Below are 24,527 nucleotides of genomic sequence, written 5' to 3' on the forward strand. Positions count from 1 at the left end.
AAACACCTCCTGCCGATGCTTTGCCTTGTTGTTCTCCTGTCAGGCTGCGCCTCCGTTTCAAAAGACCGCGAGATCCCAAAGGACGGGACCGGAACCGACGAAATGAAACTCAGCCCCTGTGTCTGCGATCCGGTTGAGTTCAATGGCGAGGGTTTCTCATGGCTTGGCTAGGGCGCATCGGCAAACGCGATAACGGGCGCAAGTCGATGGTCAAAACCACCTCAACGCACAAAGCCACCGTTGCTGCAGATCCGTTCAGCTTTCAGGCCAGCCATCGCAGGCTCGCCTGGATGCTGCGCCTTTCTGCCGGGACCAACATCGTGCTTGGCGCTGGCGTCGTGGTTCTGGTGCAAACCGTCGCGCATCTCGTACCGCTCAAGGAAACCGAGATTGCCTTGGTTCGGACCTATGGCCCGGATGACCGCACTTATGTTGTCGAACCGGTTAGCAAGAAGGTCGAAGGTTTTGAAGTCTTCCTTGAAGCCCAGGCAAAACGTTTTGTCCTGATCACCAACGAGATCGATCCGGTCACGCAGCAAGAACGCCAGCGCGAAGCATCCAGACTGTCTGATGCCAGCTTCTGGGAACGCTTCAAGCGCGAGCGGATCGATAGTGGCCTGATCACCGAGGCCCTTGAAAAAGGCATCGAGCGCGAAGTGCGGATCGTCTCCATCGATCCCATCGCCACCTTGTCGTCAGACCATAAATACGCGGTCGATTTCATCCAGATCGACCATCGTCGCGGCAAAGAGATTTCGCGCAAAGCCTTGCGCGCTTACCTGACGCTGGCCACCCGCCCGCAGAACGTCTCAGAAGCCGACAAATACACCAATCCTTTTGGCGTCACCGTGCTCGACATGGTGCTTAGAGAAAGAGGCGCGTCATGAAACGCCTGATCAATCTTGTTTTCCATCTCGTCTTTGGCAGCCTGATTCTGGCCGTCCTCATCCTTGGCTATCAGCAGGCTAATGCGCAAACCGCCGCACGCCCACCCATGCCAGGACAATCACAGCAACCATTCTCTGGTGCGCAAACCGCTCCGCAACAATCCACACCAGCCATGCCGGTGCCCGATAGTGTGGTCGATCAGGCCCGTGATCAGAATGAGGGCTATTTCAACGCAATGAGCCGTCCGCGTACCAGCGGACAGGTTCAAGACGTTTGGGATGAGGCCGATCCGAGCGATGCGGTTTACGCGACTGATCTCTGTGATGATTGTACCTACAAGATCCGCACCCGCGAATTCATGGTCACGGTGCTTGAGCTGCCACGCGGCGAGATCATCGAAGCTGTCGATCTTGGCGATGATGGCGGGTTTTCTGTCAAACCACGCGGCGAGCGCCGTCTTGCGGTGCGTCCAAGTGGTTACGGCTATGACACATCGCTGGTCGTCTATGGCAAGTCCGGTGCTGTTTATCCGTTCTATCTGAGGGCAGAGAGCTTCAACTCGGTCAATGTCCCCGATCTCGTTGTCCGTATCGAGGGATCTGTGCAGATCGATGAGGATCCGGCGGTTGCTGGCTTTGACGACATAGGTAAAGCCAGCCTTCCGGCGATGTCTGTTCCAGGGCTTGGCAACAAGTCTGCGGCCATTGACAATGCAGTTGCTGGGCTGAGTGACACCAACCCCGGCACACCAACTGGCGACTTTGTTGCGCAATCCCCTTTCGATCCGAACACCCTGCATGGCTGGGGTGAATATGATCTCTGGGGCGATGAAACACTCCGCCCGGAAACAGTCTTTCGGGATGACCACTTCACCTATATCCGCTTTGGCAAGCGCTGGAAGGATATCGAACTGCCAACTGCCTATGTGGTGGTTGATGGCATAGATGAGCTGGTCAATACCCGTGTGCAGGGTGAGACCTACATCATCGAAAGTACCCGTCCGCTAATCACGCTCAAGAGCGGCAAGAGCTTCCTCTGTGTTGAATATACCGGGGAAGGCGCATGAGTGCATTTTGTGATGTTGCACTGGTGCTCGGCCTGACCTTTGGGGGTGTCTGTACCGAACCGGTCGTCAATGAACCGCCAACCTTGCCCGCTGATGATCCGTCAGTCTGGGCCCTTCCAGCCCCGCCGCCGCCAGCACCGGCAGCGCCTGCCCCTTTGATGCCACCAATCATCATCAAGGAAGCAAAACCGGAACCGGAACCAAATCCAGCTCCGGCACCCGAACCCGTGCAACAGCCTGAACCGGTTTCCGAACCACCCGCACCAGATCCCTATCGCACGGCATTGGAAGCCGCCTGGCAACATCGCGTTTCCCTGTCGTCAAACTGGGGTACTCCGGCATGGCAGTCTGATGAGATGGCCGTTTTTTCGCGCAATAATGCCCTGCCCGGCATGAGCGCACCTGCGGCCATGGATCCGCTCGACCTGCCCGTCGGTGAAAACGACAAGGCGGATTATGAGGGCCCGCGCCGCACCTCGACCCTACCGGTCGATAACAGCCGGATCATCACGGCGGATCGTTACATCACCGTCATCCTTGAGACCGGGATCAACAGTCAGGTTGGCGGTGAGGCGACCGGCACCGTGATCGTCCAGTCGGCGCGTGATGTCTATGGCTATCACGGGCGCAATGTCCTGATCCCCAAAGGGTCCCGACTGATCTGTAATTATGATCCACCCAAGGACATGGGCAGCTCGCGCCTGTCGATTGCCTGTGAACGGATCCTGATTGCCGGACATCGTGCCGAGATCCGCCAACTTGCCTCCCCGATCAGCGACATTCAGGGCCGCCAAGGCGCTGCTGGCGACGTGGACCGTCGTTTCTGGGAACGTTATGGCACCGCCTTCATGCTGACCGGGATTTCGACGGCTGTTCGCTATGCCGCCGCCACCACAAAATCAGAAGAAAGCGACGGCGAAGTCGCAACTGCGGCGGCTGAGAAAGCCGCCGAGGAACTCTCGACCCGCTTTGGCGAAATCAGCGCCAGCGTCCTTGAAGAGACGCTTTCACTGCAACCCATCATCACCATCCCCCAAGGCACCCGCCTTCAGATCCGTCCGGCAACGGACTGGTACATCGCAAATGTGGAGTAGAAGCATGAACAAACGAACGCTTTGGTGTTTGCTCCTGTCATCCTGTCTGGTGTCTCCGGCACTGGCGCAGTTGGCCGAGCCAGAGACCACCTCATCGCAAGTAGAACCAGGCATCGAGGAAATGGTGCGCAAGGTGAATATCGTCACCCGCGCCAAAACCCGGACCGCCGTGTCTGAGAATGAGCCGATGGCCATTGATCTTGGCTTGGTCGACGTCCCTGGTGCGCCTCCCAAACTGACCGAAGGTGTTACCGCCAAGGCTTATGCCCGCTATGTCACTTTTGAGGATAATTTGATCGCGCAATTGGTGCTGACCGGCGTTGAAAAAGACGGCAAATCCGAGCCACTCGATTCAAACGATTTTGTGGCGCAGTTTAATATGGACAGTCCCGAGCTTGATCCAGCTTCGCCTGTCACCATTGAGGGCGATCAGGAAACTCTGCTTGCCGCTCTACAGCGTTTGAATGATGTCGAAGAAGAGGACGACAAGGAAGAGAAGGAAACTGAAAGCGCTGAAGCCGATACCGGCGCCTCAAACACTGTCGGATCGAACGCCTCAAAGAATGCCGATGCCGCCGGGTATTCGACACCATCAGCCCTTGATGTAGAGGAAGATACCAGCACACCGACCGTGCGTGTCACAACGGAAGGCTGCAACATCCGGGTTGATCTGGCCCAGCTTGTTGCCGTCCAGCAAAGCCGTGTCGAAACCACCGAAGACGGCAATGTGACATCTGGAACATGCGAAGATGGGGCTGATCGCTATCCTCTGGATCGCAGCTACTCGGTTTGCGGCGACACCGTCGATATGGAAACCCGTCAGGCAGTCGCGCAGTACCTGCTTTATTACACCGATGGCGGCGGCAACCGGCAGGAAGTTACTGACTGTCTGAAGGATGAAGACAAGGTCTTTGACATCACCGAGAAGACCTCGGCCTGCTCGGTCTATCTTGACTATAACGAGATGATGGCCGTTCCGCAGGCGTCCCTCGTGTATGTCAATGCGAGCAACAATGAAGTCCAGGTCCGCAGCTGCGAACCGTCCGAAGAAATTGCCCCGGTTCCGCTGGTCTCTGTCACAGATGGCTGTTCAATCCGGCATGATTTTGCCGCTGGTCGCTCCTATCAGACCGGTCGCCATATCTATGAGCTGAACGGCACCACCTGGCAGGCCGATGCCTGCTCGGACAATGGCACGGAATACCCTCACGAAACAGTTTACAAGAACGCCGCCGGTCAGGAAGTCTGCGCACCGATCATCAGTCAGGAAGCCGGGACGGTTACCCGCCAGAGCCGCAAGCAGATCGTGGTCAACGGGGTTGAGCAATTCATCACCGAATGCAAACCCGACAGCACCAATATTGCCATCCAATCTACGATTGATGGCTGTGACAATCCGTCACTCTGGAACCACGATCTCGCGGCTGGCACCAGCTATGGCCGTGAGCGGTTTTACTATCTGCTAGATGGCATTCCGCAATATGTCACCGAATGCCAGGACAGTGAGGTTGCCTATCCCCACCATGTCGAGACCACCGGCTGGCAGAACCATGATGACCAGCTATTCGCCTATCGCCTGACCACGGTCTATATCGAAGGCACGCCGAAAGGGCGTTATAACATCAAGACCAGTGAAGTTCTGCCGGGCGAACCACAGACCGTTTATGTCTATGAAGGCCAAGCACCCAAGATCAATGGTGAAGTCTGGTTTGAAGAATGCACCAAGTTTGCAGGACAGGATCTGGTTGACAGTTACACACGTCCTGACGGGTCAACCTATTCCCAAACGGTCGGCGACGCGGAATCTCTGAATCAGGGAAGTGACTGCATTTCATCCGTAGTCTGGAACGAAAGCAGTCCATCCTACTCCCGCACAGCCTATTACACTGGCGGTCGCTTCAGCCATACGTCGTGTGACTCACGTGGTGAATGCCGAACCGGTTGGGCCAGATACTACAATTGTGACTCAGTTCGTACCGTAACTGCGACAAAGACCGTTTCCCGTAGAACGGACGAGGAAGTGATTTCTAGTTCTTCCAAAACCGGAACGCATCGCAATACCGTTCAAAAAATGGACAACGACTATGATCGACCTGCTTCACAGCTTTATCAAATTTGTGGCAGCACCAATTCTTGGCCGTCGTATCCGTCTTCTATTCCCGGATCTGTACGCGCTAACTTCGAAGCGTCATGGGGGTGGTAACCATGAACGCCCTCTCCCCCAATCCGCTGTTTGAGAAGATCCTCGGCCCTCTGGCCACCTATTACGGCGCTCTTTCCACCGTCGAAATCCGCATGAACCGCCCACACCGCGTCGTTACTGAACGGCGCGGAGAAGGCAAGCGCGAGATCGAGGATCCTGCTCTTACACTGGCTGCCATCGAACGGATTGCGATCAGCCTCGCCAACCAGCGCGGCCTGAAGTTCAATCCCGATGACAGCCCAAAGCTCTCCTGCATCCTGCCGGGCAATCACCGCTGCGAGATCCTCGTTGGTGCATCGGTCCGGTCACATCTGAGCCTTGCGATACGTTGCAAGCATCCCTTCACCCCGTCGTGGGAACAGGCCGGGGTGACACCGGCCATCCGCGACTATCTGATCGATAAGGTCGCGAGTGACGCCAACATGATCATTAGCGGGGCCACCAATACCGGCAAAACCACCCTGCTCAACATGTTGCTCGCCACCATTGATCCGGCCCGGCGTGTGCTGGCCATCGAGGATACGCCAGAGCTGCATATCGAACAGTTCTGGGATGGCAATGGCCTGATTGCCGCGCGTGAGGCCGGAACTGGCAGCGGCATGGTCGGCTGGCGCGAGATCTATGATCACCTGATGCGGATCACGCCCGATCATATCCTGTTTGGTGAGATCAGTACCCAGAACGCCTTTGCCGCACTGGCCGCCCTTAATTCAGGGGTCACCGGCTTCATGTGCACCATCCATGCCGAGAGTCCCTGGCAGGCCATTCACCGCAAGTTCGATCAGAACATTGCCTGGGCCGGTGAAACCATGCCGCGCGTGCCGGAGTTTCTCGCCGAACTGGTCGATGTCGTCGTTCAGGTCAAACGCAACGCCGATGGCTGGAGACGGATCACCGATATCTGGGAACCGCGTAATGATCGCTATGTGCTCAAGGATGGCAAGGAGGTGGGTTGATGAGCCGGGCCAAGAACAATCCCTCAACCGAGATTTTGCAAGGTGATGATACCCCCAACGATCATCATGCACGGTGCAATCCGCCAACGGACCGGGTGCGCGAATATTCTGTAGCTGCGCACACCATAAACAATGAGGCCAATCCCGACAGTCGTAACAAGTCCCGCGACCAGATAGAAGCCGACAAGAAAATCCACCTTCGCATCTCCTGTTTGCATTCTCTCTACTGTGCCCTGATGTGCCTTTTTGCAGGGCTATGGGCACTCATTGTTTTCATATCAGTCTATGCAGCCATCCGCATGACGGCAACATGGCTCTTAAGACCGCAGCAAACCCTGCTCAACGAACAGACCACCATTCTCAATGAGTTCATTGGTGCACGGGTGGCCATCGCATGTGTCGCAATGCTTCTTGGCGGACTTTCTGCAGGCATAGCCCATGACCTTCCCCACCTGATCGATCTTTCAACCCTGATCAGAACCACTGCCCAGGCAAGTGCCGGGTTCTGCGCCCTGATGTGTGCCACAGGCGATATTCAGGCAATTTGTCTGTCGCATAGGACCGCCCCAACCCCCGCCGCCATAGATGGAGGTCATATGTCATGACAGCTCTTTATCGAATGTCTCTGCCGATCATTCTGATCACCATGATCGCTGCCATTCTCTGGCAATGGCATCTCGCCGTCGGGTTTGACGCGCTGGATCTGCGCTGGTGGCAATGGTCTCTCGATGCCGTCAAACACCCGGCAGGCTTGCCCGATGAAATGCTCCGCCCGGCCATCTGGACCGGGATCGCCGGACTGCTCTCCATGTTTGCCATGCTCGCCCTGGCAACGCGGGCCAATAACAGCACCCTTAAAGGCAACCGCAAGGGTGATGAACTACATGGTTCCGCCCGCTGGGCAAAGCTCAAGGACCTCAAGAAGGCCAGACTGTTTCGCAAAGACGGCGTGGTTGTTGGCGGCTGGCCGTCATGGTTTGGCCGGGTGCGCGAATTGCGCCATGACGGGCCGGAACATGTTCTGGTCTGGGCTCCAACCCGCACGGGCAAAGGCGTGAGCCTGATCCTCTCAACCCTGCTCAGTTGGCGCGAAAGCATTCTTTGTCTTGATATCAAGGGGGAGAACTTTGCCAAGACGGGCGGCTGGCTTGCCAGTATCGGGCACAAAGTCTTGCGTTTTGAGCCATCCGCGACCAATGGCTCGGCCCGCTTCAATCCGTTGGCCGAAGTCCGCGTCGATACCGAACAGGACATCGCTGACTGCCAGAACATCGCAGCCATGATCATCGATCCCGATGGCCAGGGCATGAAGGATTACTGGCGACAGGAAGGCTATGGCTGGCTTTCTGTCGTGTTGCTTCATGTCATCTATCGCGTGCGGCGCGATGAACACCGCGCGGCCTGTTTTGATGATGTGAATACCTTTCTCTCAGGCATTACCGGCGACGGCGACGCGGGAGAAAGCGACGATAATTTCGAGCATATTCTCGCCGACATGGCCGCCTTCGATCATGGCAAAGCACATGTGAACAAGGAAGTTCAGCGCGGGGCCAACAGCATGATGATCAAGGCCCCGCAAGAACGCTCCGGGGTTCATTCGACCGCTAAGACACAGCTCACCGTCTTTGCCGATCCGATCATCGCGCGAAATACCGCCACCAGCGACTTCCGCCTTCATGATCTGATGAGTGGCGATACGCCGATGGCATTGTTCCTTGTCGTTTCTCCTGCGGACAAGGACCGACTGCGGCCCTTGCTTCGTATCATCCTCAACCTTTTCATGCGGCGCATGACCGAACGCATGGAGTTTGGATCGGGTCAGACGGTTGCAGGATACAAACACCGCCTGCTTCTGATGCTCGATGAGTTCACCTCCATCGGCAAGCTGGAGATATTTGAAGAGTCTCTCGCCTTCATGGCCGGATATGGCCTCAAGGCCATGATCATCGTCCAGAACACCGAACAGCTGTTCAAGCATTACGGTCGTGATGAATCGATCATGGCCAACTGCAAGATCCGCATTGCCTTCACCCCCAACAAGCTCGAAACCGCCAAGCTGCTCTCGGATATGACCGGCAAGGCAACCATCGTGCAAAAGCGCCGCTCGCACTCCGGGCGCATGGGTGATCTCGGATCGGTCTCGGACAATCTCGCCGAGACCTCTCGCCCGCTTTTGACACCGGATGAATGCATGCGCCTGCAGATCATCGATACCGAGGGCAAAAAACCAGTCCCCGGCGATGCCCTGATCTTTGTTGCCGGTCTGCCGCCCATTCTTGGCCGTCAAAAGCTCTACTTCCTGGATCGCGAACTCTCACGCCGTTCGCAAATGACGCCACCGCAAATGGCGATCCAGTCCTCTACCTCTCTCAAAGGAACCAAACGATGAAGACACCCCATACACCGAACAAAGTCACGCCTGCGTCTGCAGCGCTGAATGACCAGGACTATCTCGCGCTGGCCTCTTCCATGATCAATGCCGAAAGCCTCAGCGGCCCGGTGCCGGTCGATCCGGACATTGCCGAGGCGATGGGCGCTTTTAGCGAAGACGCGCTTTCCGCTGATGATGCGCTCGACAGTCACTTTGACGGCATCGATCCAACCGCTGATGCGGAGGGTTCGAAACATGGCTGAGAAGAAAAAAAGCTATCGCGATCAGGTGGTCGAGGAACTGCTTGGCCATATCGAAGCAGGCACCGCCCCCTGGCAAAAGCCCTGGGAACCGGGAAAGGTCCGTATGGCTCCGTTCAATCCGGTTTCTGGCAAGGATTATCGTGGCATCAATGCGCTCTGGCTTGAAATGCGCGGGCGCTCCGATCCGCGCTGGATGACCTATCGTCAGGCGGCGGCCCAGGACGCGCAAGTCCGCAAGGGTGAGAAAGGCACCATGATCGAATACTGGAAATGGTCCGAGCGCGAGAAGGTGCTGGATGAAAACGGCAAACCGGTTCTTGACGACAAGGGTATCGCCAAAACCCGCGAAGTCCGCCTCGACCGTCCACGGGTGTTTCATGCGGTCGTCTTCAATGCCGAACAGATCGATGGTCTGGCTCCCTATATCGCACCCGAACCGACCTTCAGCCCGGTTGAGCGCGCCGAACAGATCCTCAAGCAGGGCAATGTGCCAATCTTCCATGATCAGAATGACCGGGCATTTTATCGGAGCTCAACCGATCAGATCCACATGCCCCATCAGGCCGCGTTTAAGGGCCAGTATGAATATTACGCCACCGCCCTGCATGAGCTGGGCCATGCCACCGGTCATGGATCACGCATGGCCCGCGAGTTCGGGCCGTTTGGCTCGGAAGTTTACGCCAAGGAAGAGCTCCGTGCCGAAATCGCCAGCTACATGCTGACCACCGAGCTTGGTCTTGGCCATTACCCGGAACGCCATGCCGCCTATGTCGGCTCCTGGATGAAAGCGATCAAGGAAGACCGCAATGCGCTGTTCGCGGCTGCACGGGATGCAGAAAACATCCGCACCTGGATCATGGAGCCGGATCTGCGCCAAAGCCTGATCCCGATGAAAGCCCAAGAACAAGCCAAGACCATCGCCCAAAACCCGGCTGTTGAACGACAGAAGGAAAATGCCATGAGGGATGAGATGTCACAGGCTCCCAACCAGGACGCCAAGATCGAGCGCAAACGCATCTATCTCAATGTGCCGTTCAGTGAAAAGAATGAAGCCAAGGCGCTTGGTGCGAAATGGGATCGCCGTGCCAAAGCTTGGTATGCGCGCGATGATATGGAGCTTGAACCCTTCAAGCGCTGGCAGGAGACCAAAGCCAAAGCTCCTGAGCCGAAGATCAAGCCAGAAGACGAGTTTGCTCAGGTGCTTAAGGAAAATGGCCTGATCCTCGATGGGCCACCGACCATGGATGGCAAATGGCACCGGGTTGCGGTTGAAGGAGATCGCAAGGGCCAGAAAAGCGGCTCCTATCGCGGTTTCCTTGAAGGTCTCCCGGCTGGCAACATCACCAATTACAAATCCGGGCAGGATCCGGTCAAATGGGTGGCGACCGGCACCAAGATCGATCCCAAGGAGCTGGAACAGGCCAGAGCCGAAGCGGCTGCCCGCAAGGCGGCCCAGGAACAGGAACTGCGCGCGCAATATCGCGCCGTGGCCAAGCGGGCCTATGGGATTTTCCAGAACGCCGAACCGGCTCCGGCCAATCATGCTTACCTGCAAAACAAGCAGGTCCCTGCAGGCGATCTGCGCATTGATCAATCCGGCAACCTGCTCATGCCGATGGCCAATGACAAGGGCTTTGTCGAGAACATCCAGACCATCCATCCAGATGGCACCAAGATGTATCTCAAGGACGGCAAAAAACGCGGCCTGATGCATGTGATCGAAGGAGATTCCAAAGGCCCGATGATCGTCACTGAAGGCTATTCCACCGGTCAAAGTCTGCATATGGCCAGCGGGTTGACGGTGGTGGTGGCACTTGATTCCGGCAATCTCGCCCCCGTGGCCGAGGCCCTTCACAAGAAGCATCCGGATCGCGCCTTGGTGATTGCCGCCGATGACGATCACGCCAAGCAGGTTAATGCCGGGATCAAGGGAGCCGAACGGGCCTCTGAGATGACAGGGGCAAAGATCCTGCGCCCGGATCTGAGTGATGACGAAAAAGCCAAAGGCCTGACCGACTTTAACGACATCCATCGGGAACGCGGACTGGAAGCCTTGAAACGCCTTGTCACCGAACAACTCGGCCTGACCAAGCCGAAAGCCAAAACCAGAACACGGGGACGCGAGCAGCAGGCTGCCAGCTTGGCCGTCTGATCCCGCTTCTCTTCCCTTGGGCCAGTGGCACGATGCACGCCACTGGCACCTTTTTTCTCTTTCCTCTTTGCCTTTTACCAGGAGAACGCCTCATGACCGAACAGCATGTGACGGACATTTTTGAAAAACGCGCCAATCTTGAAGGGGCTCAGGACCTTGATTGCGACGTGTGCGGCCCGGCATTGGTCTTCGCCCTGCAAGCAGGCGAGAATACCTTCTCGCTTGATCTCCCTACCCTCCTGCAATGCCTCCACCTTGCCGAGCAGAAGGCGTCTGTTCCCAAGCTGGGGGCCGCATGGTGGAACAGTGTCATAAACCATTATAACATCGGTTCTTCCCTCCGTGAGAACGTCGCCGGGAGATCAGATAATGCACGTCTATAAATTGCAGGCGCAGACAGTCGACGAGAAAGAGATCGAGCGCACCGCCTTTGAACGCGACACCAGAAAACTTGAGCCCTGGTATCAGGTCACCGGTGATAAACAGCGCGAATATGCCATATGTCCGGCCTGCGACAATCCGATCCGTCTGGTGGGGCTTTATGAGGAGCTTCCTCATACCGACCGCCCCTATGGTCGCCACACAGGCAAACCGGTTACCGGGTTTGATTATTTCAATGCCGATAATTTTGAATGGTGTCCCTATGTACGCAAGAACCAGAGCAAAGGCAGCAGTCGCAAGCGCGGCATGGAAGGCATTTCTCTAAAGATCCTTGGCATCGTTCTGACCCAGTTTGATCGGGTGATTTATATCATCCGCAAAGAGACCGGCATCTGGATCTCGCCTAAAATTGCACTCGCCATGCTGGAAAACTGGATTGAAGCAGATGGCTATCGCTTCCATGACGCGACCCTGCGCAACATCCCCTGGATGTTTGCCTATCGCTCCAAGGGACTCTCGATCTTCGGGCAGAAAATCAGCAAGGGTCAGGACGAACTGCGTCAGGCGATCATTGAGGGCATTCCCCATGCCCGTTTTGATGAAAAGGGCCGGATTGCAAAAGGTGATCAGTTTTATGAAGTGACCTGGTGCTTTGTTGATTACCGTCGCAAGACCGAAGACGAGAGCCTGATCGAGATGGTCGAGTTTGAAGTCTGCGATGGGGATCGCAACGTGGTCTTCGCTAAAACCATAACGTTTGATCCAAGGTATTTTGCAAACCTGATCAATTACAGCAATCCCGACAAGCGGGAGCCGCATCTCATCGCAAAGGCCAAAGAGGTCTATGAGCGCAAGTTCGGTGCCGATTTTACACGCAGTATCGTCAATCTGGTTGGCGGGTTTGATGCCACCCTTCCCGAGAGTATCCGGGCCGAAATGATGCCAGACGGTTCTCCCTCAGGATCTTTCGGGCAATAGCGGAACAAGAAATGGCCACCGAACGTCACGTCATCAAAACCTATCTCAACGACGAAGAGAAAGCCCGCATCGATCAGCTTGCCCACCAGCTGCGCCTGTCCCGCTCGGAACTGCTCAAACGATTGTTGATGAATACCAAGCTGCCGAGTGCCCGCGACTTTGCCGCATGGCAAGGCATTCGGGATTTGCTCAAGGTCAACGCTGACCAGGCAAGGCTCGGGAACCTCTTCAAACTCGCACTTGATGAGCCGCTTTCAGCAGATCTCCTCAAAAAGTTCGATGATCTGGTCCGCGATATTGAAGGAACGCAGGCGGAGCTCAAAGCCGCCATTGGCGGGATCCGCGACCAGCTTCAGCCGGGTAAACGAAAACAGGCCAAGCCATGATCGCGACCAAAATCGGCAAGAAATCCGGGGTGCCAGACAACTACACGCGCCTGGGCGAATACATCGCCGCAGCCGAGGAAAAAGGAGAGAAACTGCATCAGTTCTGGATCCGCAATTGCGATGCCGGCACAAACATAGAGGATCTAGATCTTGCCCTTTTGGAGATCGAAGCGGTTCGGCGACAAAAGCCCGATATTGCTGACAAGACCTATCACCTTGTCGTTTCTTTTCGTCCCGGTGAGCAGGACAAACTGACCAAAGATGATCTGATGGCCATCGAGGCCGAATATGCCAAGGCGCTTGGCTACGCCGATCACCAGCGGGTGGCAGGTACGCATATCAACACTGATAATTTCCACATGCATATTGCCTTTAACAAAGTGCATCCGGAAACGCTCAAGGTCGTTACTCCTCATCGGGATTTTAAGATCCTCGCCAAGGTCTCGCGTGAAATGGAGAAGAAGTTCGGTCTCGCTATTGATCCAGGCATGACCGATGGCAAAGAGCGAGATCCAAACAAGCTTTCGCCTGCAGCGGGGGACTATGAAGCCCATACCTGGCAGGAATCATTCCAGCGGCATGTGTTGAAACATCGTGAGGAAATACTGGAAGGTTTGGGGAAGGCTACGAATTGGCAGGAAGCGCACGAATTGCTAGCCGGATATGACATCAGTCTCAAGTTGCGTGGCAATGGTATGGTTTTGGTGAGCCCAGATGGACAGGCGATGAAGGCTAGCCAGCTGGATCGCTTGTGTAGCAAAAACGGGCTCGAAAAACGGTTTGGGGTGTTTCAGGCACTACAAGACAAACGCCACAGAAAAGGCGGACATTTTGCCAGAGGCAAAACCTGTTATAAGCCCCGCCCAATTGTCCGACACCGCAATACCCCTGCCCTTTGGCGTCGTTATCTCAGCACCCGCAAGCTCATCTACCGGGAGCCCAGCCTGGCGGTGCGGGCCTTGAGAAACTGGAAAATGTTTCTGTTAATGGAGGCCCACCAAGATCCGCTGGCTATGGTTTTAATGGTCGCACATAGAGAAATGCTAGGGGTCCTGTCAAACAAACCTGCATTCGCCCAAAAAACTTCTATCGAAACAAGAAAAGCACGTTCAGATATACAGCTGCGCTGAAGCGCAGCTAAGCACAATCAAACTCACGAAAACTCCCAACAACATTTAACCAAAGGCAAAAATGGCGTTAACAAAACGCGGTATTTTGTCTGATGTCACGTCGAATACTCAACAAAGTTCCACAAGAAACTCTGTGTTTCGTGCCCGAGTTGTGGGTCCTTACAGGAGCTATTCACGAATCGAAATGCCTCTGCTTTCAAAAAAGCGCGATCTTCAAAATTGTCTTGAATGATGTTTTCAATATATCTAGGCAACGTTTCGGCAACTTCATCTGGAGTCTTTTCACGCCCAATTTCTTTAACAAACCACGAAGAAAAGTGCTTAACCCAAGTTAAAAAGTCAGTATCCAAGGTCGCGACAAGTCTAGATTTTATCTTATACACTGCATCCCACGTATCTGCCTGTTGGGCAGAGGGACCCACAAAGTGAATTTGCCAATTCGGCAAGGTGTAACCCCGCACTACATTTCCGGCACCGAACACGCTTCCATTCAAGCTAATCCGATAGACTGGTCCGGCATATGGATCGGAGCAAGGACGGCGTGCTCCATCTTCATCAAACAAGATGTCATCATCGCCCTTGTAGAGTGAGTTACAAGAATGGCATGTCGGAGGCAGATTTCTGAAATCCGCTGACACAAACGGATATTTCGAAATCGACATTAAGTGATCCAAAGCATTTCGCTTCGTTCCTACTGGCTGAAAATAGTCCAATCCGCAATATGGACAAATCCTAACGCCGTGGTTTTGGCAGGTTTCGAACTGGATATCTCTAAGCGCTTTACCGCTTTCCTTGATCCTACCAAGTTGCCCAAACAAGTATTCAGAGAGTGCTTTCACCGCACCTTCCATCACAGGGGGAATATCATCCATGCATGAGCATGCAATAGTGACATCTGAATAAACGGTGGGCAGGTTGGTTTGACTGTCAATTACATCGCGTAGGCAGATCCTTTCTGCCGGTGTTAAGCCAGAGTACCTATTCCAAAAGTCGATGAGCTTTGGCTGCAGGCCTCTACGCCTGCGTAACACATCTCGTTTATCGGCTGGCAAGCATTCGGGCCAGACAGGAAGGGCTTCGCCAAGATCAATGGCATCCATTCCCGCCTTCAACGCATCGATAACTTTTTGATTTACCCAATTGCAGCTCAATGCCTCGGACGGAAACTTAAACAACATTAGCTTTTTTTCATTTTTAATTTTCGCAAGTGATCAGCAAGCAAAGCCTTGCCTGTCGACGGCCCAAGTTCTCTGAAGCCAGCTTCAACAGCTTCTTTGTCATCCGATTTAAGCAGGATCTCGATCTTGTCCTCCGCAATTTCGGAGTTTGGTGGACGTATGTCGAAACAAGTCTCTAGAATACGATCAAAAGTCGCACCAAAAGTTTCGATCGGTGGCGCGCTGACTTCGACCACTCCGCTATCTCTTGGTCGATGGAAGATCAACACCTGCTCTCTTCGCATATCCGACGGAACGAAGGGGGCGTGTGTGGTTAACAACAGCTCCTGATTGCCTCGGCTACCTGTCATATCAAGCAAGCGCCGCACAAATTTTACCCGCCATTTGGGATTAAAGTGGGACTCCGGTTCGTCAAGAAGGAAAATGGTGTTCCTGTCAGTTATCATCGCATATGCACCCAAAATAAGGGCTTGCTGATGCTCTCCGTCTGACAACGACACATAGTCCACAGAACCACCTTTACCATCTTCATGCCAGAACCTGACTTCTTCAAAGCCGAACACCATTTCTTCTTGCTGAGGCTCTGCTAAGCGCGACGCAAACTTGCGGTTCTTGACGTCCTTTTTGATCCGTTCACGGCTCGACTTGGGAATTGCAAGATCATTTAGAAGAGCTAGCTTATGAAGGGACCTATAGAACTCAAAAGACGTGCTCCAAAAACTGGCGAATGCTTTTCTGGTTTCTTCCGAAATGAAGAAATCGAATGTGTATGTTTCGCTTTTTTCGTCTAAATGCCAAGAAGTTGCCACACGCCTCAGTTGATCGATAATCCCCTCAAGTTCGTCCGTCAGCTGAATACCCTTGCGACCAGTCTCAGCGGCTTTTGCTTTCGAAACCTTTGAAACTGCCGAATGGGCCAAACGCACTGCACAGCGACAGGACTTCAAGTCCCCCAAGCGGGAGTGGGTCAAAAGGTTCTTCCTGACGTCTTCATTGCCCAACATCAAGCTGGCAAAAAGAACCTCTAGGTTCGTTCCGTAGTCGATCAACACCATGCGGTTGTCAGGGATTTTTTTGCTTCGATCACCTTTGAGCGCAACGTCACGCACATCTTCTGCGTAACCGCTCCGGCTGAACAAAAATGGCAAGCTGAGCGTTTCATTTTCACCGGATGTGTAACCCACAACTAATGACGGCAAACACTTACCAAATTCATCGCTTCCAGGCTCAATCAACTCGTCATTCTTGAACATTTCAATTGGGCCCGCATTCTTGCCCTTTAATGTTCGCGCCAAGCGAACCACGTATTCGGACTCTTCAGCTTCACCGATCAGATAAGTCAGGTCGAACAAGATTTCATCATTAGCGCTATCGCGTTCTTCATCGGGTGCGTGTAAATGCCAAGCCGCTTGAAAAATCTCCGCAAGTAACTGCAGAAGTTGTGACTTACCTGCTCCGTTAGCACCAATCAGACAGAGAGGCGCAAGCGGTTCGTTTGTCCCGCCGGTCGTCCCGCGACCAAAATCGATGAATACGCCATCAAACGCCCCACCGCCTGCAGATGATTTTTCAATATTCAGATGCCGCAGCCTCATGAGGTTGCTCGCCTTAGTTTCATAATTTTTGCGTCGGTATCGAACTGTTGGCGCAACTTGGGAGCATCACCTTCTAACAGGCCAAATACAGCATCCTTCAAGTCGTCATATGGCAGGGTGAGTCGTTTTGCGATATCTTCGAACGGCAACCCTTTTTCGGGCCAATCTATGCTGTCCGACAGAACGCGCTCTTGGGGCGTAACTTTCATGGCTTTGGCTTTCGTCGTTTTGTTCCTTGGTTTCTTTGGTAAATTCGCTCGGGCCTCACGGATGCGCTCAAGCACTGCATTGGCCGGTTCATCGCTTGGGTCTTGGGGGACCAGTTCACCCGCGAAGGCTTTGGCGAGAATACGTTCGTCCAACCGTTCAACGAGCTTAAGGGCTTTTGTGACCTCAAACGCTAGACGGTCGATCTTGGCAAAAGCGGTTTCTATCCGGTGCACGATCTGGCGTTGTTCAGTAACTTTAACCCACGGGACTTGGGTGGCCCTGACGACGCGACCGTTGATTTTAGGCATGTTGCCCGCTGTCCCCATAGCGTTCTCTCTGAAGTAGCTGCGTGCCGAAGGAGAATTAAGAAAATACCATAAATATCGCCGGTCTAAATCTTTACCCACCCGAACTCGCATCATAAGATCGGGGTAAATAAAAGTTCTCTCAGGTCCTTCAAAAATTGCCGTCGCCCCCAGATAAGGAAGAGAGTTGGCTCTCTGAATCAATACATCGCCCGGTACCAGCCAGAACTTAGATGAACGATCAATGTCTGCGAGCACACGCTTGGTGCAAGATGGGTCAAGACGCATTTCGCCCGTGGTGGTAGCAGATTGCTTTAGCGACATTGTTCCAGTGCCGTCAGTCGAAGCTGGAGGAGAAAGACCATTTGTTGGCCCTTCTGCGACAAGACTGCTTAGAGTTCGGAACTCGGCAATCGCCCCAAACTCTCTCACCAAAATTGCATTTTTATACCGTTCCACCAGCTTTTCGATGGCTAAGAGGTGGGTGCGGGCGGTGATGGTGCAGGCACTGAAGGACTCAAGCCTGTTTACAATCCGCCGCTGCTCAGAGAGTGGGGGGATTTGGACTTTCAGCGCCTTGAAACGCGCTTGAGTCAGATTGAGGCCGCTTTCGCTACCCCCGGTCTTTATTTGATCGATTGCGTTTTTCTGATCTGGGGAGCGAAGTAACCCTATCAGGTAATCTGGATCAACAAGCCGATCATCAGGGCGAAATCGGTACATCTTGCCGGAAATGAATAGCTTTCGCCGAACTTCATCGACCCGACAAATCACCCCACAACGAACCCGTGGCCCCGCGCAAGTTAGGAGAACATCGCCTTGTCGGACTTCGAGTTCAGGTTTCGGATCAAGGTGGTCAGGAAGCTGTTTTGTATGCTGGGCGTCAAACCAACCATCTTGAATAGCCGTAGTCTTGAGAGCTCCCCAAGTCTCTTCCGACGCTGAGGGAAAATTCTCGCAACGCGGGCTCCAACCTTGATCGAGTTGCTTCCCGCTAGGCAACACGCCCAATACATCTTCGATAGTACCTTCTATCCAACCCGCCGGAAGCTTGCTCATTCTCTCACCTCCTGCTTTGAAGCCTGCACCTGTTGCCAGTCATGGTAGGTCTGCTTGGAGCCTTTGACTTTCCACTCAATACGGCCATTGCTGTTTCGATCCAGCACGACTGCTGCCGCTGCCGAGGGACTGTTGAATGAGTAAGGCTTGGCAAAGCTTAGCTTAATCCCCTTTTGATTGGACCCGCTTGGGATCAGTACGCCATCTGTGATCAGCTTCGCTTTCAACCCGCCATAGCTTTGCTGTACATAACCCGTCTCGGTCAGTGCCTCTGAACCTTCCAGCACGATGAATTCTCCGTCCTCTTCCACCGCAGTGGCCTGGACCCTGCTCTTGTGGCGGATTTCAAACTGCACATCGCCCGTGTTGCGTTCCTCGACCGGCTTGGTGGTTTGCGTCACCGCGCGTGGCTGTGGCTTGAGCATGTCAAGCCCGATCACCGGTAGGATGATCTGCAGATTGGCGAGGAACTGCTCCATGTTAGCCACATCAGCCTCCGGTAGTCTGCGGCGACTGGTGTCGGGTTGTGTACCATTGTCCAGCGTCACGCGGCCCGCCTGAGACGTCTGTTCGATCAGCCGCGCCTCAAGGAATTCCGCATGTCCCTTCGACAGGTCATCATCACTGGTCGTAACAGTGATAGCCGTTTCCCAGAAGTCGCGCTTCAGGGCGCTTTGCTTGATCCGTTCTGCCACTGAGTTGCCAGAGCCGATATAGACCCTCGTTGAACCTGCCTTATCGGGGTCAGGACCAGAGAGAATATAAACGCCCGTCCGATCAACCTCGTCCCGCGCCGTGAGGTCTCCGAATGCTGAGGCCCCGCTAACAAACAGCAAGCCTGTCCACCCGTGGATGGTCGCCTTCCGCAGGCCGGTAGGTTTTCCATCCACCAGAAAGAGCTGAATCGTGCGCCCGAATGTATATTCTATGCTCATTCGGCGGCCTCGATTTCAGTAGTCTCATCAAGTTCTTCGCTGAGCGCTTCGATTTCATCCAACGCGGCCCGGAGGTGGCCCATTATAGCGGCTGCAATCTCGTCGGGCTCCGTCATATCATCCTCAGGGTCACCGCTTTCATCACGCAGCCAAGACCAGTCAAGATTGTCACCGCGTTCTCTGATTTGCTCGCGGGTTAGATGCCGCCAGCGGCTATTCTCGCCCTCGTCCTGCCTCTCGGAACCGCCAAGTGGATCGAGGCCAAAAAGGTTTTCGAATTCTGCGAAGTGTTGTTCTGTCAGGACGTTGGTCTTGCCAAAAGATTGCATATTGGCGCGCATGTCATAGAACCAGACCGCTTTGGTAGCCTGCTGTTTATGATCTGCAGGGAAAATTTTATCTGTAACCCGGGTAAAGAAGAGCACATTGGTCTTTACGCCCTGCGCATAAAAGATGCCCGTTGGCAGCCTCAGAATGGTATGCAAGTTGCAATTCACCATCAGGAATTGGCGCAATTCAGTACCGACGGCATCGCCAAAAAGAATGTTGTCAGGCATAACAATAGCGCAACGTCCGCCTTTCTTTAGGTGACGGATCGCATGCTCAAGAAAAGGCATAGGACCAACGCGTTCCCCTGCCGTCAGTGTAAAATCGGGGCGGTTTACATTACCCGACATTTTATTGAAAGGCGGGTTGGTGAGGATCACATCGGCTTTGCCCATGTTTTCGCCCTGAGGTGCGCAGCTGTCTTCGCAGCCCACAAGACTTTCGATCCCGTGAAGTATCATGTTCATCACACACAAGCGGTGTGTATCCGGTACCCATTCGTGCCCAACAAAAGCCTGGCGGCGTTGAAAGTGGGCCTTCGCCTCCGACAGCCTGAACAAATCGTCGGTGGCATCCTTGATGTAACGGTCCGCGGCGATCAAAAATCCCCCGGTACCTGCAGCAGGGTCCTGGATAACCTCCCCCGGTTGGGGTTTGACTAGACGGATGATGCTGTCGATCAGTGCGCGAGGTGTAAAATATTGCCCGGCCTTGGACTTGGTAGCCGAAGTTGTTTTCTCCAGTAGCCCCTCATAAAGATCACCCAGCCCGTCCTCGCGCGCCGAGAACCAATCAAGCTTGTCGATGTTTGTGGTCAGCGTCTTGAGGTCTTTAGGTAAGCGCAGGTGTGTCATCGCATCGGTGAAAATCGCCAAGGTCACCGGATCTGTAGTTTTTTCAGGATTACCGAGCTCCAGCAGCATTTCTTTGTAGTATTGCAATTGATCGCCACCTTCAGTCTTGACCAATTTGCGCCACGAATGTCCATTCGGCAGACGGTTTTCCTGTCCGGTCTCCTCAAGCATCTTCAAGAAAAGCAAATATGTTAGCTCGTTGACGTAGTTTGAGTACGACACGCCAGCGGATTGCAGCGTTTTGCATTCTCGCCAAAGCTTAGCGACGATTTCAGTGGTATTCGGGTTCATGCACTTGCTTTCCAGAGTTCTTCGTTGAAATCGCTGAGAATGTTCTCGAGCTTACCATTAAACACCCGATTCAGGCGGTTGAAGCCACCCTGAGCGGCAAACGTACCTTGATCGATGCTGTCACGGTCTACCACGATTTCATTGCTAATTTGTTCCGCGATACGGCGGAGCCAAGTTTTTTGAGGGTCGGTCCACTTGGCCTTGGCCAGAATGGCTTTGGTTGCCGTTTGAACACGGGTTTCAAATGGGATCAGAGGATCCCCCAACGCGGCCTGTCGGACGAAGCCAATAATGGACGCAGCAATGTCTTCGTTGGAGGCGTCATTCCAGGCCCGACGCAGGCTTGTCTCAGAGAAGCCCATCTTGTCCAGCTCCAAGCGCAAACTTCGCAATTCCGCCCGCGTCAGTTCACGGGGCCGCTGCACGACAACCGAAAGCGCCGCGATGCGGTTCTGATTGTTCTTTATGAATGACGTGAAGGTGTCGAGAAAATCCTCTGGCTTATCAAAGTCGCCATAGCCGGTGGTAACAGCATGCATGCTGTCTTCATGGTGAGAAATCGGAATCAGGTTTGGGCCAGATCCGTCGGGATTCCAATCAAGTACCTTTCCCAATCCGGCAAACTTCTTGGCATAGGCTGCAGCCTGATCGGGCGTGTTTTTTTTAAGGCGATTGCGCAGATCTTCTGGGGTTTCGCCCGTGAGGTCCTGGATAGCCTCCGCCACCTTACTCGGAAGTTTACGCAACTTACGGTGCAATTTGGCAAGAATCTGGTCACGTACAAGCTCGCGGTGATCCTGTTCGGTCACTGTCGCCAATTCGTCAAACAACTGCTCGAAAGTCAGCTTTGGGTTACTGGCAACAGGTTTCATTTGCGTGAGGTCTTGCAACGAAGCATAAAGGTCGACCGCATCAAAAATGCGGAACACTTCCTTGCCGATTTCGTCGCAGCGGCGTGTGGCACGCCCAAGCATCTGCTCATAGAGAATTCGGCTGTTGACGCGGCGGATGAAGACCAAGTTGGTGATTTTCGGTACGTCAATACCAGTCGTCAGCAGGTCCACCGTGACGCCGATCTGAGGAAAGGCATCGTTACGAAACGACCTAATCAATTTGCCAACCTTATCGACGCTACCGGTGATCTTGCGGATAGCAGCATCTTCGATAGAGCCATACTGCGCCGCGAATGCCTTTTTCAACTCGTGAACGACAGTATCGGCATGCGCATCCGTGACAGCGAATACCAGCGTCTTACCCTCCAGGCTAGGGTCAATGTGCTTGGCCAATTCTTCTGCCACAACCTGGTTGAAAGGTTGAGTGATGACCTTTCGGTTGAACGTCTCAACCTGAAACGCCAGCTCATCCGGAGCAATCACGTTCTCGATTTCACCGGTCTTGCTGTCCATCACCTCTACGTCGTCCCCGGCTTTAAATACGATACCAGCCTTGCTGAGCGCCGTCTGGAAGCGGATTGGGGGTTCATGGTCGATCAACCAACCGTCAACAACCGCCTCTCGGTATGAGTAGGTGTATATTGGGTCCCCAAATATCTGCGCGGTGTGGAGCGCGGGCGTCGCCGTCAGGCCGACCTTAACAGCGTCGAAGTACTCCAAGACCCTGCGGTACTTGGAGATATAGTCCTCTTGCCCCCGGAAGCTTAACTCTGCATCGGACATCTCACGGTCTAGCAAGTATCCTCTGTGACACTCATCGATAACCATCAGGTCGTACTGCCCAATTGGTGGAATGTCTGCAGGGTCAGTGTTATACAGAACTCGCTTCACAAGCCCTTGAATTGTGCAAATGTGAACGCGAGTTTCGGGGTCCGGCTTAACGTCAGACAGGTTCTTCAACCCGAAAAGCTGGCCAAATGTCTTTGGCCCCTCAATCGAAGTGCTCATGAATTCGTCGCTGGTCTGTGTTCCCAGTGCTGAGCGATCAACCACGAAGCAAATTCGACGGAACCGTTTAGTAGAGAGCAGCCGGTACAGCATCGCAATGGCTAGCTTTGTCTTGCCGGTGCCGGTTGCCATCGCAACAAGCATCTCCCGTTTTTCGGTAGCAAGTGTTTTTTCGACGGCTTGGATCGCTTCCTTTTGGTAGGGCCGAAGCTGAAAACCAAAGTCAAAGCTTCTGGCTTCAAGCGCAGCCTGAGCCTGCTCTTTCTCAACCTCCAACTGGGAAACTAATTCATCCGGTGTGAACCACCCCATGAGTGCACGGCGGAGATTATTGGCCAACCGAACATCACGGAACCAAATGCCACTTTCCGTTTCTACTTGCTTTAAATATGGACGACCATTTGTGGAAAAAACAAACGGTACAAAATACTCATTATCCCATGCCGTCTTGTTCTGTTCCCATTCAAATCCTTTCGAATAGCGCTCAGCTTGATCAATGGCGGCAGAAATATTCTTTTGATACCTTTTGGCCTCCACAATGCCTAAGCACTGCTCACCAACAAAAAGTGCGTAGTCTGCTGGGCCCGACTTGGTAGGCCACTCGGCGATTGCTAAGTTACGTCCCTTTGTTGGACGAACTCCCTTACTAAACTTAATTTTGCTGGTATCAGCTTCCCATCCGCGGTCCCGGAGTTGTTGATCAATCAATGCACGTGTGGACTGTTCGTCCAAGACAACAGCCCCAGCCGCTTCGTCGACTGCTTGAGCGAACGCGATGCGTTCCGCCGATGACTGAAGGCTAGCCTGTTCGGAGATCTTTTGGAGTTGTCGATCCGCATCCTGTGCGAGTGCTTCCCAAGTTTGCCGTTCCTCGATTTCCCGTTTATGGCGTTCCTCTGCTGTCTCTGCGGCGAGGAGAGCTATTTGTTTCTCTTCCTCTGCCTTTTGAGCCGAGGTAAGCGCGTCGTTACGTTCTGCTCTAAGCCTCTCAAGTTCGGCCTGTAGGTCGGGCTCAGAGGTGCCTGGATCTTTCGGCGGCAAAAAAGGACCTGATGAAAATTTCCGTTGGCCAGTCGAAGCTCGCACATGCCAAACGCCGAGCTTCACCGCCATCTTGAGGCATGCTAAGGCTTCACGATGATCACCGCGTCCGTCATGCACGGCAGAATTTCCGAGTTTTCTAATGTGATGCAGTACATCAAGGACGCGATCTGGTGCAGAACGCTCGTACTTAAATTTACGAAGCAGATCAGCCTGTGTATCGCTCTCCTGGATCTCGATGCCCATTTGAGCCGCATGCCGTTTGGTAAGCCGCTCGCCAAACTGGCGAAGTTTAATCAAGCTCGTACTAGGATCATCTTGGAAATAGCTTTCGGCAAGCCGCCCAAGATTGGACAGATCGCTATCTAATTTTTCGAGAAAATCAAAGTTGCTGCGCATCGTTTCCGTTCAGAATTCAACTACAGAACTGCTGAGAACATTCACTTACTTGTTTCTTAGCTGCGATACTATTCCCGCACTTTGTGCGAACACAAAACCTTATCCGATTTAAAAGCATAACGCACCCGACGGGCTCCGAACCAATCGCACTTCCATTCGATGATTGAGCATCAAAATCTGCCAGGCGTTTTTTGAGCTAGATCGTCGTTTTACGCTCAGCCCCTTCCACATATTCCAGTTCTTACAGATAAGGCCCAACTTTTTCAGCTTCGGTCTTTAGTTGAACATGGCACCGCCATGCGAATAAGCAGGAAGCCCGTTTGGGCTGTTTGGTGGGCCCACCAAACCTATCCTGCCCCCACAACGACAGGTGAAAGTTGTGCCATCTCGTGCACTATCATGCAATCTTTTGCATTTTCGTGCAATCTTGTGCACTCTCATGCATTCTTATGCAACGCACTGTTATCGCTACGTTTTTTGAGAAGCCTATTCTTACGAGAACATGCCTTTTTACCCTTGCGCAGTAGTCACCCGGTCGAGTAATCAAAAGAATCCCGATGCGCT

19 protein-coding genes are annotated in these 24,527 nt (G+C 53.7%); 13 read left to right on the forward strand and 6 right to left on the reverse strand.

Annotated features, from left to right (window positions below; all coding sequences use genetic code 11):
• Positions 1–158: 158 nt before the first annotated feature.
• The 13 genes from ACTU44_RS16385 (at position 159) to traI (ending at position 13,868) form a co-directional block, all read left to right on the forward strand.
• Positions 159–887 carry a VirB8 family type IV secretion system protein gene (locus ACTU44_RS16385; protein ID WP_462095955.1) on the forward strand — a complete coding sequence of 243 codons (729 nt, stop codon included), beginning with the start codon at positions 159–161 and terminating at the stop codon, positions 885–887.
• Positions 884–1,954, forward strand: a complete 1,071-nt coding sequence (locus ACTU44_RS16390; RefSeq protein WP_462095956.1) for a TrbG/VirB9 family P-type conjugative transfer protein — start codon at positions 884–886, stop codon at positions 1,952–1,954. The genes ACTU44_RS16385 and ACTU44_RS16390 overlap by 4 nt, the downstream gene beginning before the upstream one ends.
• Complete coding sequence (locus tag ACTU44_RS16395; protein WP_462095957.1) at positions 1,951–3,048, forward strand: TraB/TrbI/VirB10 family type IV secretion system protein; 1,098 nt, start codon at positions 1,951–1,953, stop codon at positions 3,046–3,048. Before ACTU44_RS16390 ends, ACTU44_RS16395 begins: the two co-directional genes overlap by 4 nt.
• Positions 3,049–3,052: 4 nt before the next feature.
• A complete protein-coding gene (locus tag ACTU44_RS16400) occupies positions 3,053–5,251 on the forward strand; it encodes a hypothetical protein (protein ID WP_462095958.1) in 2,199 nt (732 codons plus the stop codon).
• A gap of 2 nt (positions 5,252–5,253) precedes the next feature.
• Positions 5,254–6,207, forward strand: a complete 954-nt coding sequence (locus ACTU44_RS16405) for an ATPase, T2SS/T4P/T4SS family (protein WP_462095959.1) — start codon at positions 5,254–5,256, stop codon at positions 6,205–6,207.
• Positions 6,207–6,812 carry a hypothetical protein gene (locus ACTU44_RS16410; protein WP_462095960.1) on the forward strand — a complete coding sequence of 202 codons (606 nt, stop codon included), beginning with the start codon at positions 6,207–6,209 and terminating at the stop codon, positions 6,810–6,812. The genes ACTU44_RS16405 and ACTU44_RS16410 overlap by 1 nt, the downstream gene beginning before the upstream one ends.
• The gene (locus ACTU44_RS16415) at positions 6,809–8,596 is read left to right on the forward strand and encodes a type IV secretory system conjugative DNA transfer family protein (RefSeq protein WP_462095961.1); all 1,788 of its coding nucleotides are present in this window, start codon (positions 6,809–6,811) and stop codon (positions 8,594–8,596) included. Before ACTU44_RS16410 ends, ACTU44_RS16415 begins: the two co-directional genes overlap by 4 nt.
• Positions 8,593–8,841, forward strand: coding sequence for a hypothetical protein (locus ACTU44_RS16420; protein WP_462095962.1), 249 nt, complete (start codon positions 8,593–8,595; stop codon positions 8,839–8,841). The genes ACTU44_RS16415 and ACTU44_RS16420 overlap by 4 nt, the downstream gene beginning before the upstream one ends.
• Complete coding sequence (locus ACTU44_RS16425) at positions 8,834–10,993, forward strand: zincin-like metallopeptidase domain-containing protein (protein WP_462095963.1); 2,160 nt, start codon at positions 8,834–8,836, stop codon at positions 10,991–10,993. The genes ACTU44_RS16420 and ACTU44_RS16425 overlap by 8 nt, the downstream gene beginning before the upstream one ends.
• Positions 10,994–11,085: 92 nt before the next feature.
• Positions 11,086–11,376 carry a hypothetical protein gene (locus tag ACTU44_RS16430; RefSeq protein ID WP_462095964.1) on the forward strand — a complete coding sequence of 97 codons (291 nt, stop codon included), beginning with the start codon at positions 11,086–11,088 and terminating at the stop codon, positions 11,374–11,376.
• Positions 11,363–12,352 (forward strand): hypothetical protein, encoded by a 990-nt coding sequence (locus tag ACTU44_RS16435; protein ID WP_462095965.1) that lies wholly within the window; start codon positions 11,363–11,365, stop codon positions 12,350–12,352. The genes ACTU44_RS16430 and ACTU44_RS16435 overlap by 14 nt, the downstream gene beginning before the upstream one ends.
• A gap of 11 nt (positions 12,353–12,363) precedes the next feature.
• Entirely contained in the window at positions 12,364–12,738 is a 375-nt protein-coding gene (locus ACTU44_RS16440) for a plasmid mobilization protein (RefSeq protein ID WP_462095966.1), read from the forward strand.
• On the forward strand, positions 12,735–13,868 hold the full coding sequence (traI, locus tag ACTU44_RS16445) for a TraI/MobA(P) family conjugative relaxase (RefSeq protein ID WP_462095967.1): 1,134 nt from the start codon (positions 12,735–12,737) through the stop codon (positions 13,866–13,868). The genes ACTU44_RS16440 and traI overlap by 4 nt, the downstream gene beginning before the upstream one ends.
• A gap of 95 nt (positions 13,869–13,963) precedes the next feature.
• Here traI and ACTU44_RS16450 read toward each other — a convergent pair whose 3' ends face one another.
• From ACTU44_RS16450 to hsdR, 6 genes are read right to left on the reverse strand one after another with little or no spacing between them, the layout of a single operon-like run.
• Positions 13,964–15,046: a hypothetical protein gene (locus ACTU44_RS16450; RefSeq protein ID WP_462095968.1), complete on the reverse strand. Its 1,083-nt coding sequence runs from the start codon at positions 15,044–15,046 to the stop codon at positions 13,964–13,966.
• Positions 15,046–16,641 (reverse strand): restriction system-associated AAA family ATPase, encoded by a 1,596-nt coding sequence (locus tag ACTU44_RS16455; RefSeq protein WP_462095969.1) that lies wholly within the window; start codon positions 16,639–16,641, stop codon positions 15,046–15,048. Before ACTU44_RS16455 ends, ACTU44_RS16450 begins: the two co-directional genes overlap by 1 nt.
• The gene (locus ACTU44_RS16460; RefSeq protein WP_462095970.1) at positions 16,638–18,215 is read right to left on the reverse strand and encodes a restriction endonuclease subunit S; all 1,578 of its coding nucleotides are present in this window, start codon (positions 18,213–18,215) and stop codon (positions 16,638–16,640) included. The genes ACTU44_RS16455 and ACTU44_RS16460 overlap by 4 nt, the downstream gene beginning before the upstream one ends.
• Positions 18,212–19,150 carry a GIY-YIG nuclease family protein gene (locus tag ACTU44_RS16465; RefSeq protein WP_462095971.1) on the reverse strand — a complete coding sequence of 313 codons (939 nt, stop codon included), beginning with the start codon at positions 19,148–19,150 and terminating at the stop codon, positions 18,212–18,214. The genes ACTU44_RS16460 and ACTU44_RS16465 overlap by 4 nt, the downstream gene beginning before the upstream one ends.
• Complete coding sequence (locus ACTU44_RS16470) at positions 19,147–20,622, reverse strand: class I SAM-dependent DNA methyltransferase (RefSeq protein ID WP_462095972.1); 1,476 nt, start codon at positions 20,620–20,622, stop codon at positions 19,147–19,149. Before ACTU44_RS16470 ends, ACTU44_RS16465 begins: the two co-directional genes overlap by 4 nt.
• Complete coding sequence (hsdR, locus tag ACTU44_RS16475) at positions 20,619–23,963, reverse strand: type I restriction-modification system endonuclease (RefSeq protein ID WP_462095973.1); 3,345 nt, start codon at positions 23,961–23,963, stop codon at positions 20,619–20,621. Before hsdR ends, ACTU44_RS16470 begins: the two co-directional genes overlap by 4 nt.
• Positions 23,964–24,527: the final 564 nt, after the last annotated feature.

Source organism: Thalassospira sp. SM2505, assembly GCF_054901115.1.

Bases quoted from the DNA above. Each gene is read 5' to 3' on its own strand.
- ACTU44_RS16385 (WP_462095955.1), top strand. From the start codon at position 159: ATGGCTTGGCTAGGGCGCATCGGCAAACGCGATAACGGGCGCAAGTCG.
- ACTU44_RS16390 (WP_462095956.1), top strand. From the start codon at position 884: ATGAAACGCCTGATCAATCTTGTTTTCCATCTCGTCTTTGGCAGCCTG.
- ACTU44_RS16395 (WP_462095957.1), top strand. From the start codon at position 1,951: ATGAGTGCATTTTGTGATGTTGCACTGGTGCTCGGCCTGACCTTTGGG.
- ACTU44_RS16400 (WP_462095958.1), top strand. From the start codon at position 3,053: ATGAACAAACGAACGCTTTGGTGTTTGCTCCTGTCATCCTGTCTGGTG.
- ACTU44_RS16405 (WP_462095959.1), top strand. From the start codon at position 5,254: ATGAACGCCCTCTCCCCCAATCCGCTGTTTGAGAAGATCCTCGGCCCT.
- ACTU44_RS16410 (WP_462095960.1), top strand. From the start codon at position 6,207: ATGAGCCGGGCCAAGAACAATCCCTCAACCGAGATTTTGCAAGGTGAT.
- ACTU44_RS16415 (WP_462095961.1), top strand. From the start codon at position 6,809: ATGACAGCTCTTTATCGAATGTCTCTGCCGATCATTCTGATCACCATG.
- ACTU44_RS16420 (WP_462095962.1), top strand. From the start codon at position 8,593: ATGAAGACACCCCATACACCGAACAAAGTCACGCCTGCGTCTGCAGCG.
- ACTU44_RS16425 (WP_462095963.1), top strand. From the start codon at position 8,834: ATGGCTGAGAAGAAAAAAAGCTATCGCGATCAGGTGGTCGAGGAACTG.
- ACTU44_RS16430 (WP_462095964.1), top strand. From the start codon at position 11,086: ATGACCGAACAGCATGTGACGGACATTTTTGAAAAACGCGCCAATCTT.
- ACTU44_RS16435 (WP_462095965.1), top strand. From the start codon at position 11,363: ATGCACGTCTATAAATTGCAGGCGCAGACAGTCGACGAGAAAGAGATC.
- ACTU44_RS16440 (WP_462095966.1), top strand. From the start codon at position 12,364: ATGGCCACCGAACGTCACGTCATCAAAACCTATCTCAACGACGAAGAG.
- traI (WP_462095967.1), top strand. From the start codon at position 12,735: ATGATCGCGACCAAAATCGGCAAGAAATCCGGGGTGCCAGACAACTAC.
- ACTU44_RS16450 (WP_462095968.1), bottom strand. From the start codon at position 15,046: ATGTTGTTTAAGTTTCCGTCCGAGGCATTGAGCTGCAATTGGGTAAAT.
- ACTU44_RS16455 (WP_462095969.1), bottom strand. From the start codon at position 16,641: ATGAGGCTGCGGCATCTGAATATTGAAAAATCATCTGCAGGCGGTGGG.
- ACTU44_RS16460 (WP_462095970.1), bottom strand. From the start codon at position 18,215: ATGAGCAAGCTTCCGGCGGGTTGGATAGAAGGTACTATCGAAGATGTA.
- ACTU44_RS16465 (WP_462095971.1), bottom strand. From the start codon at position 19,150: ATGAGCATAGAATATACATTCGGGCGCACGATTCAGCTCTTTCTGGTG.
- ACTU44_RS16470 (WP_462095972.1), bottom strand. From the start codon at position 20,622: ATGAACCCGAATACCACTGAAATCGTCGCTAAGCTTTGGCGAGAATGC.
- hsdR (WP_462095973.1), bottom strand. From the start codon at position 23,963: ATGCGCAGCAACTTTGATTTTCTCGAAAAATTAGATAGCGATCTGTCC.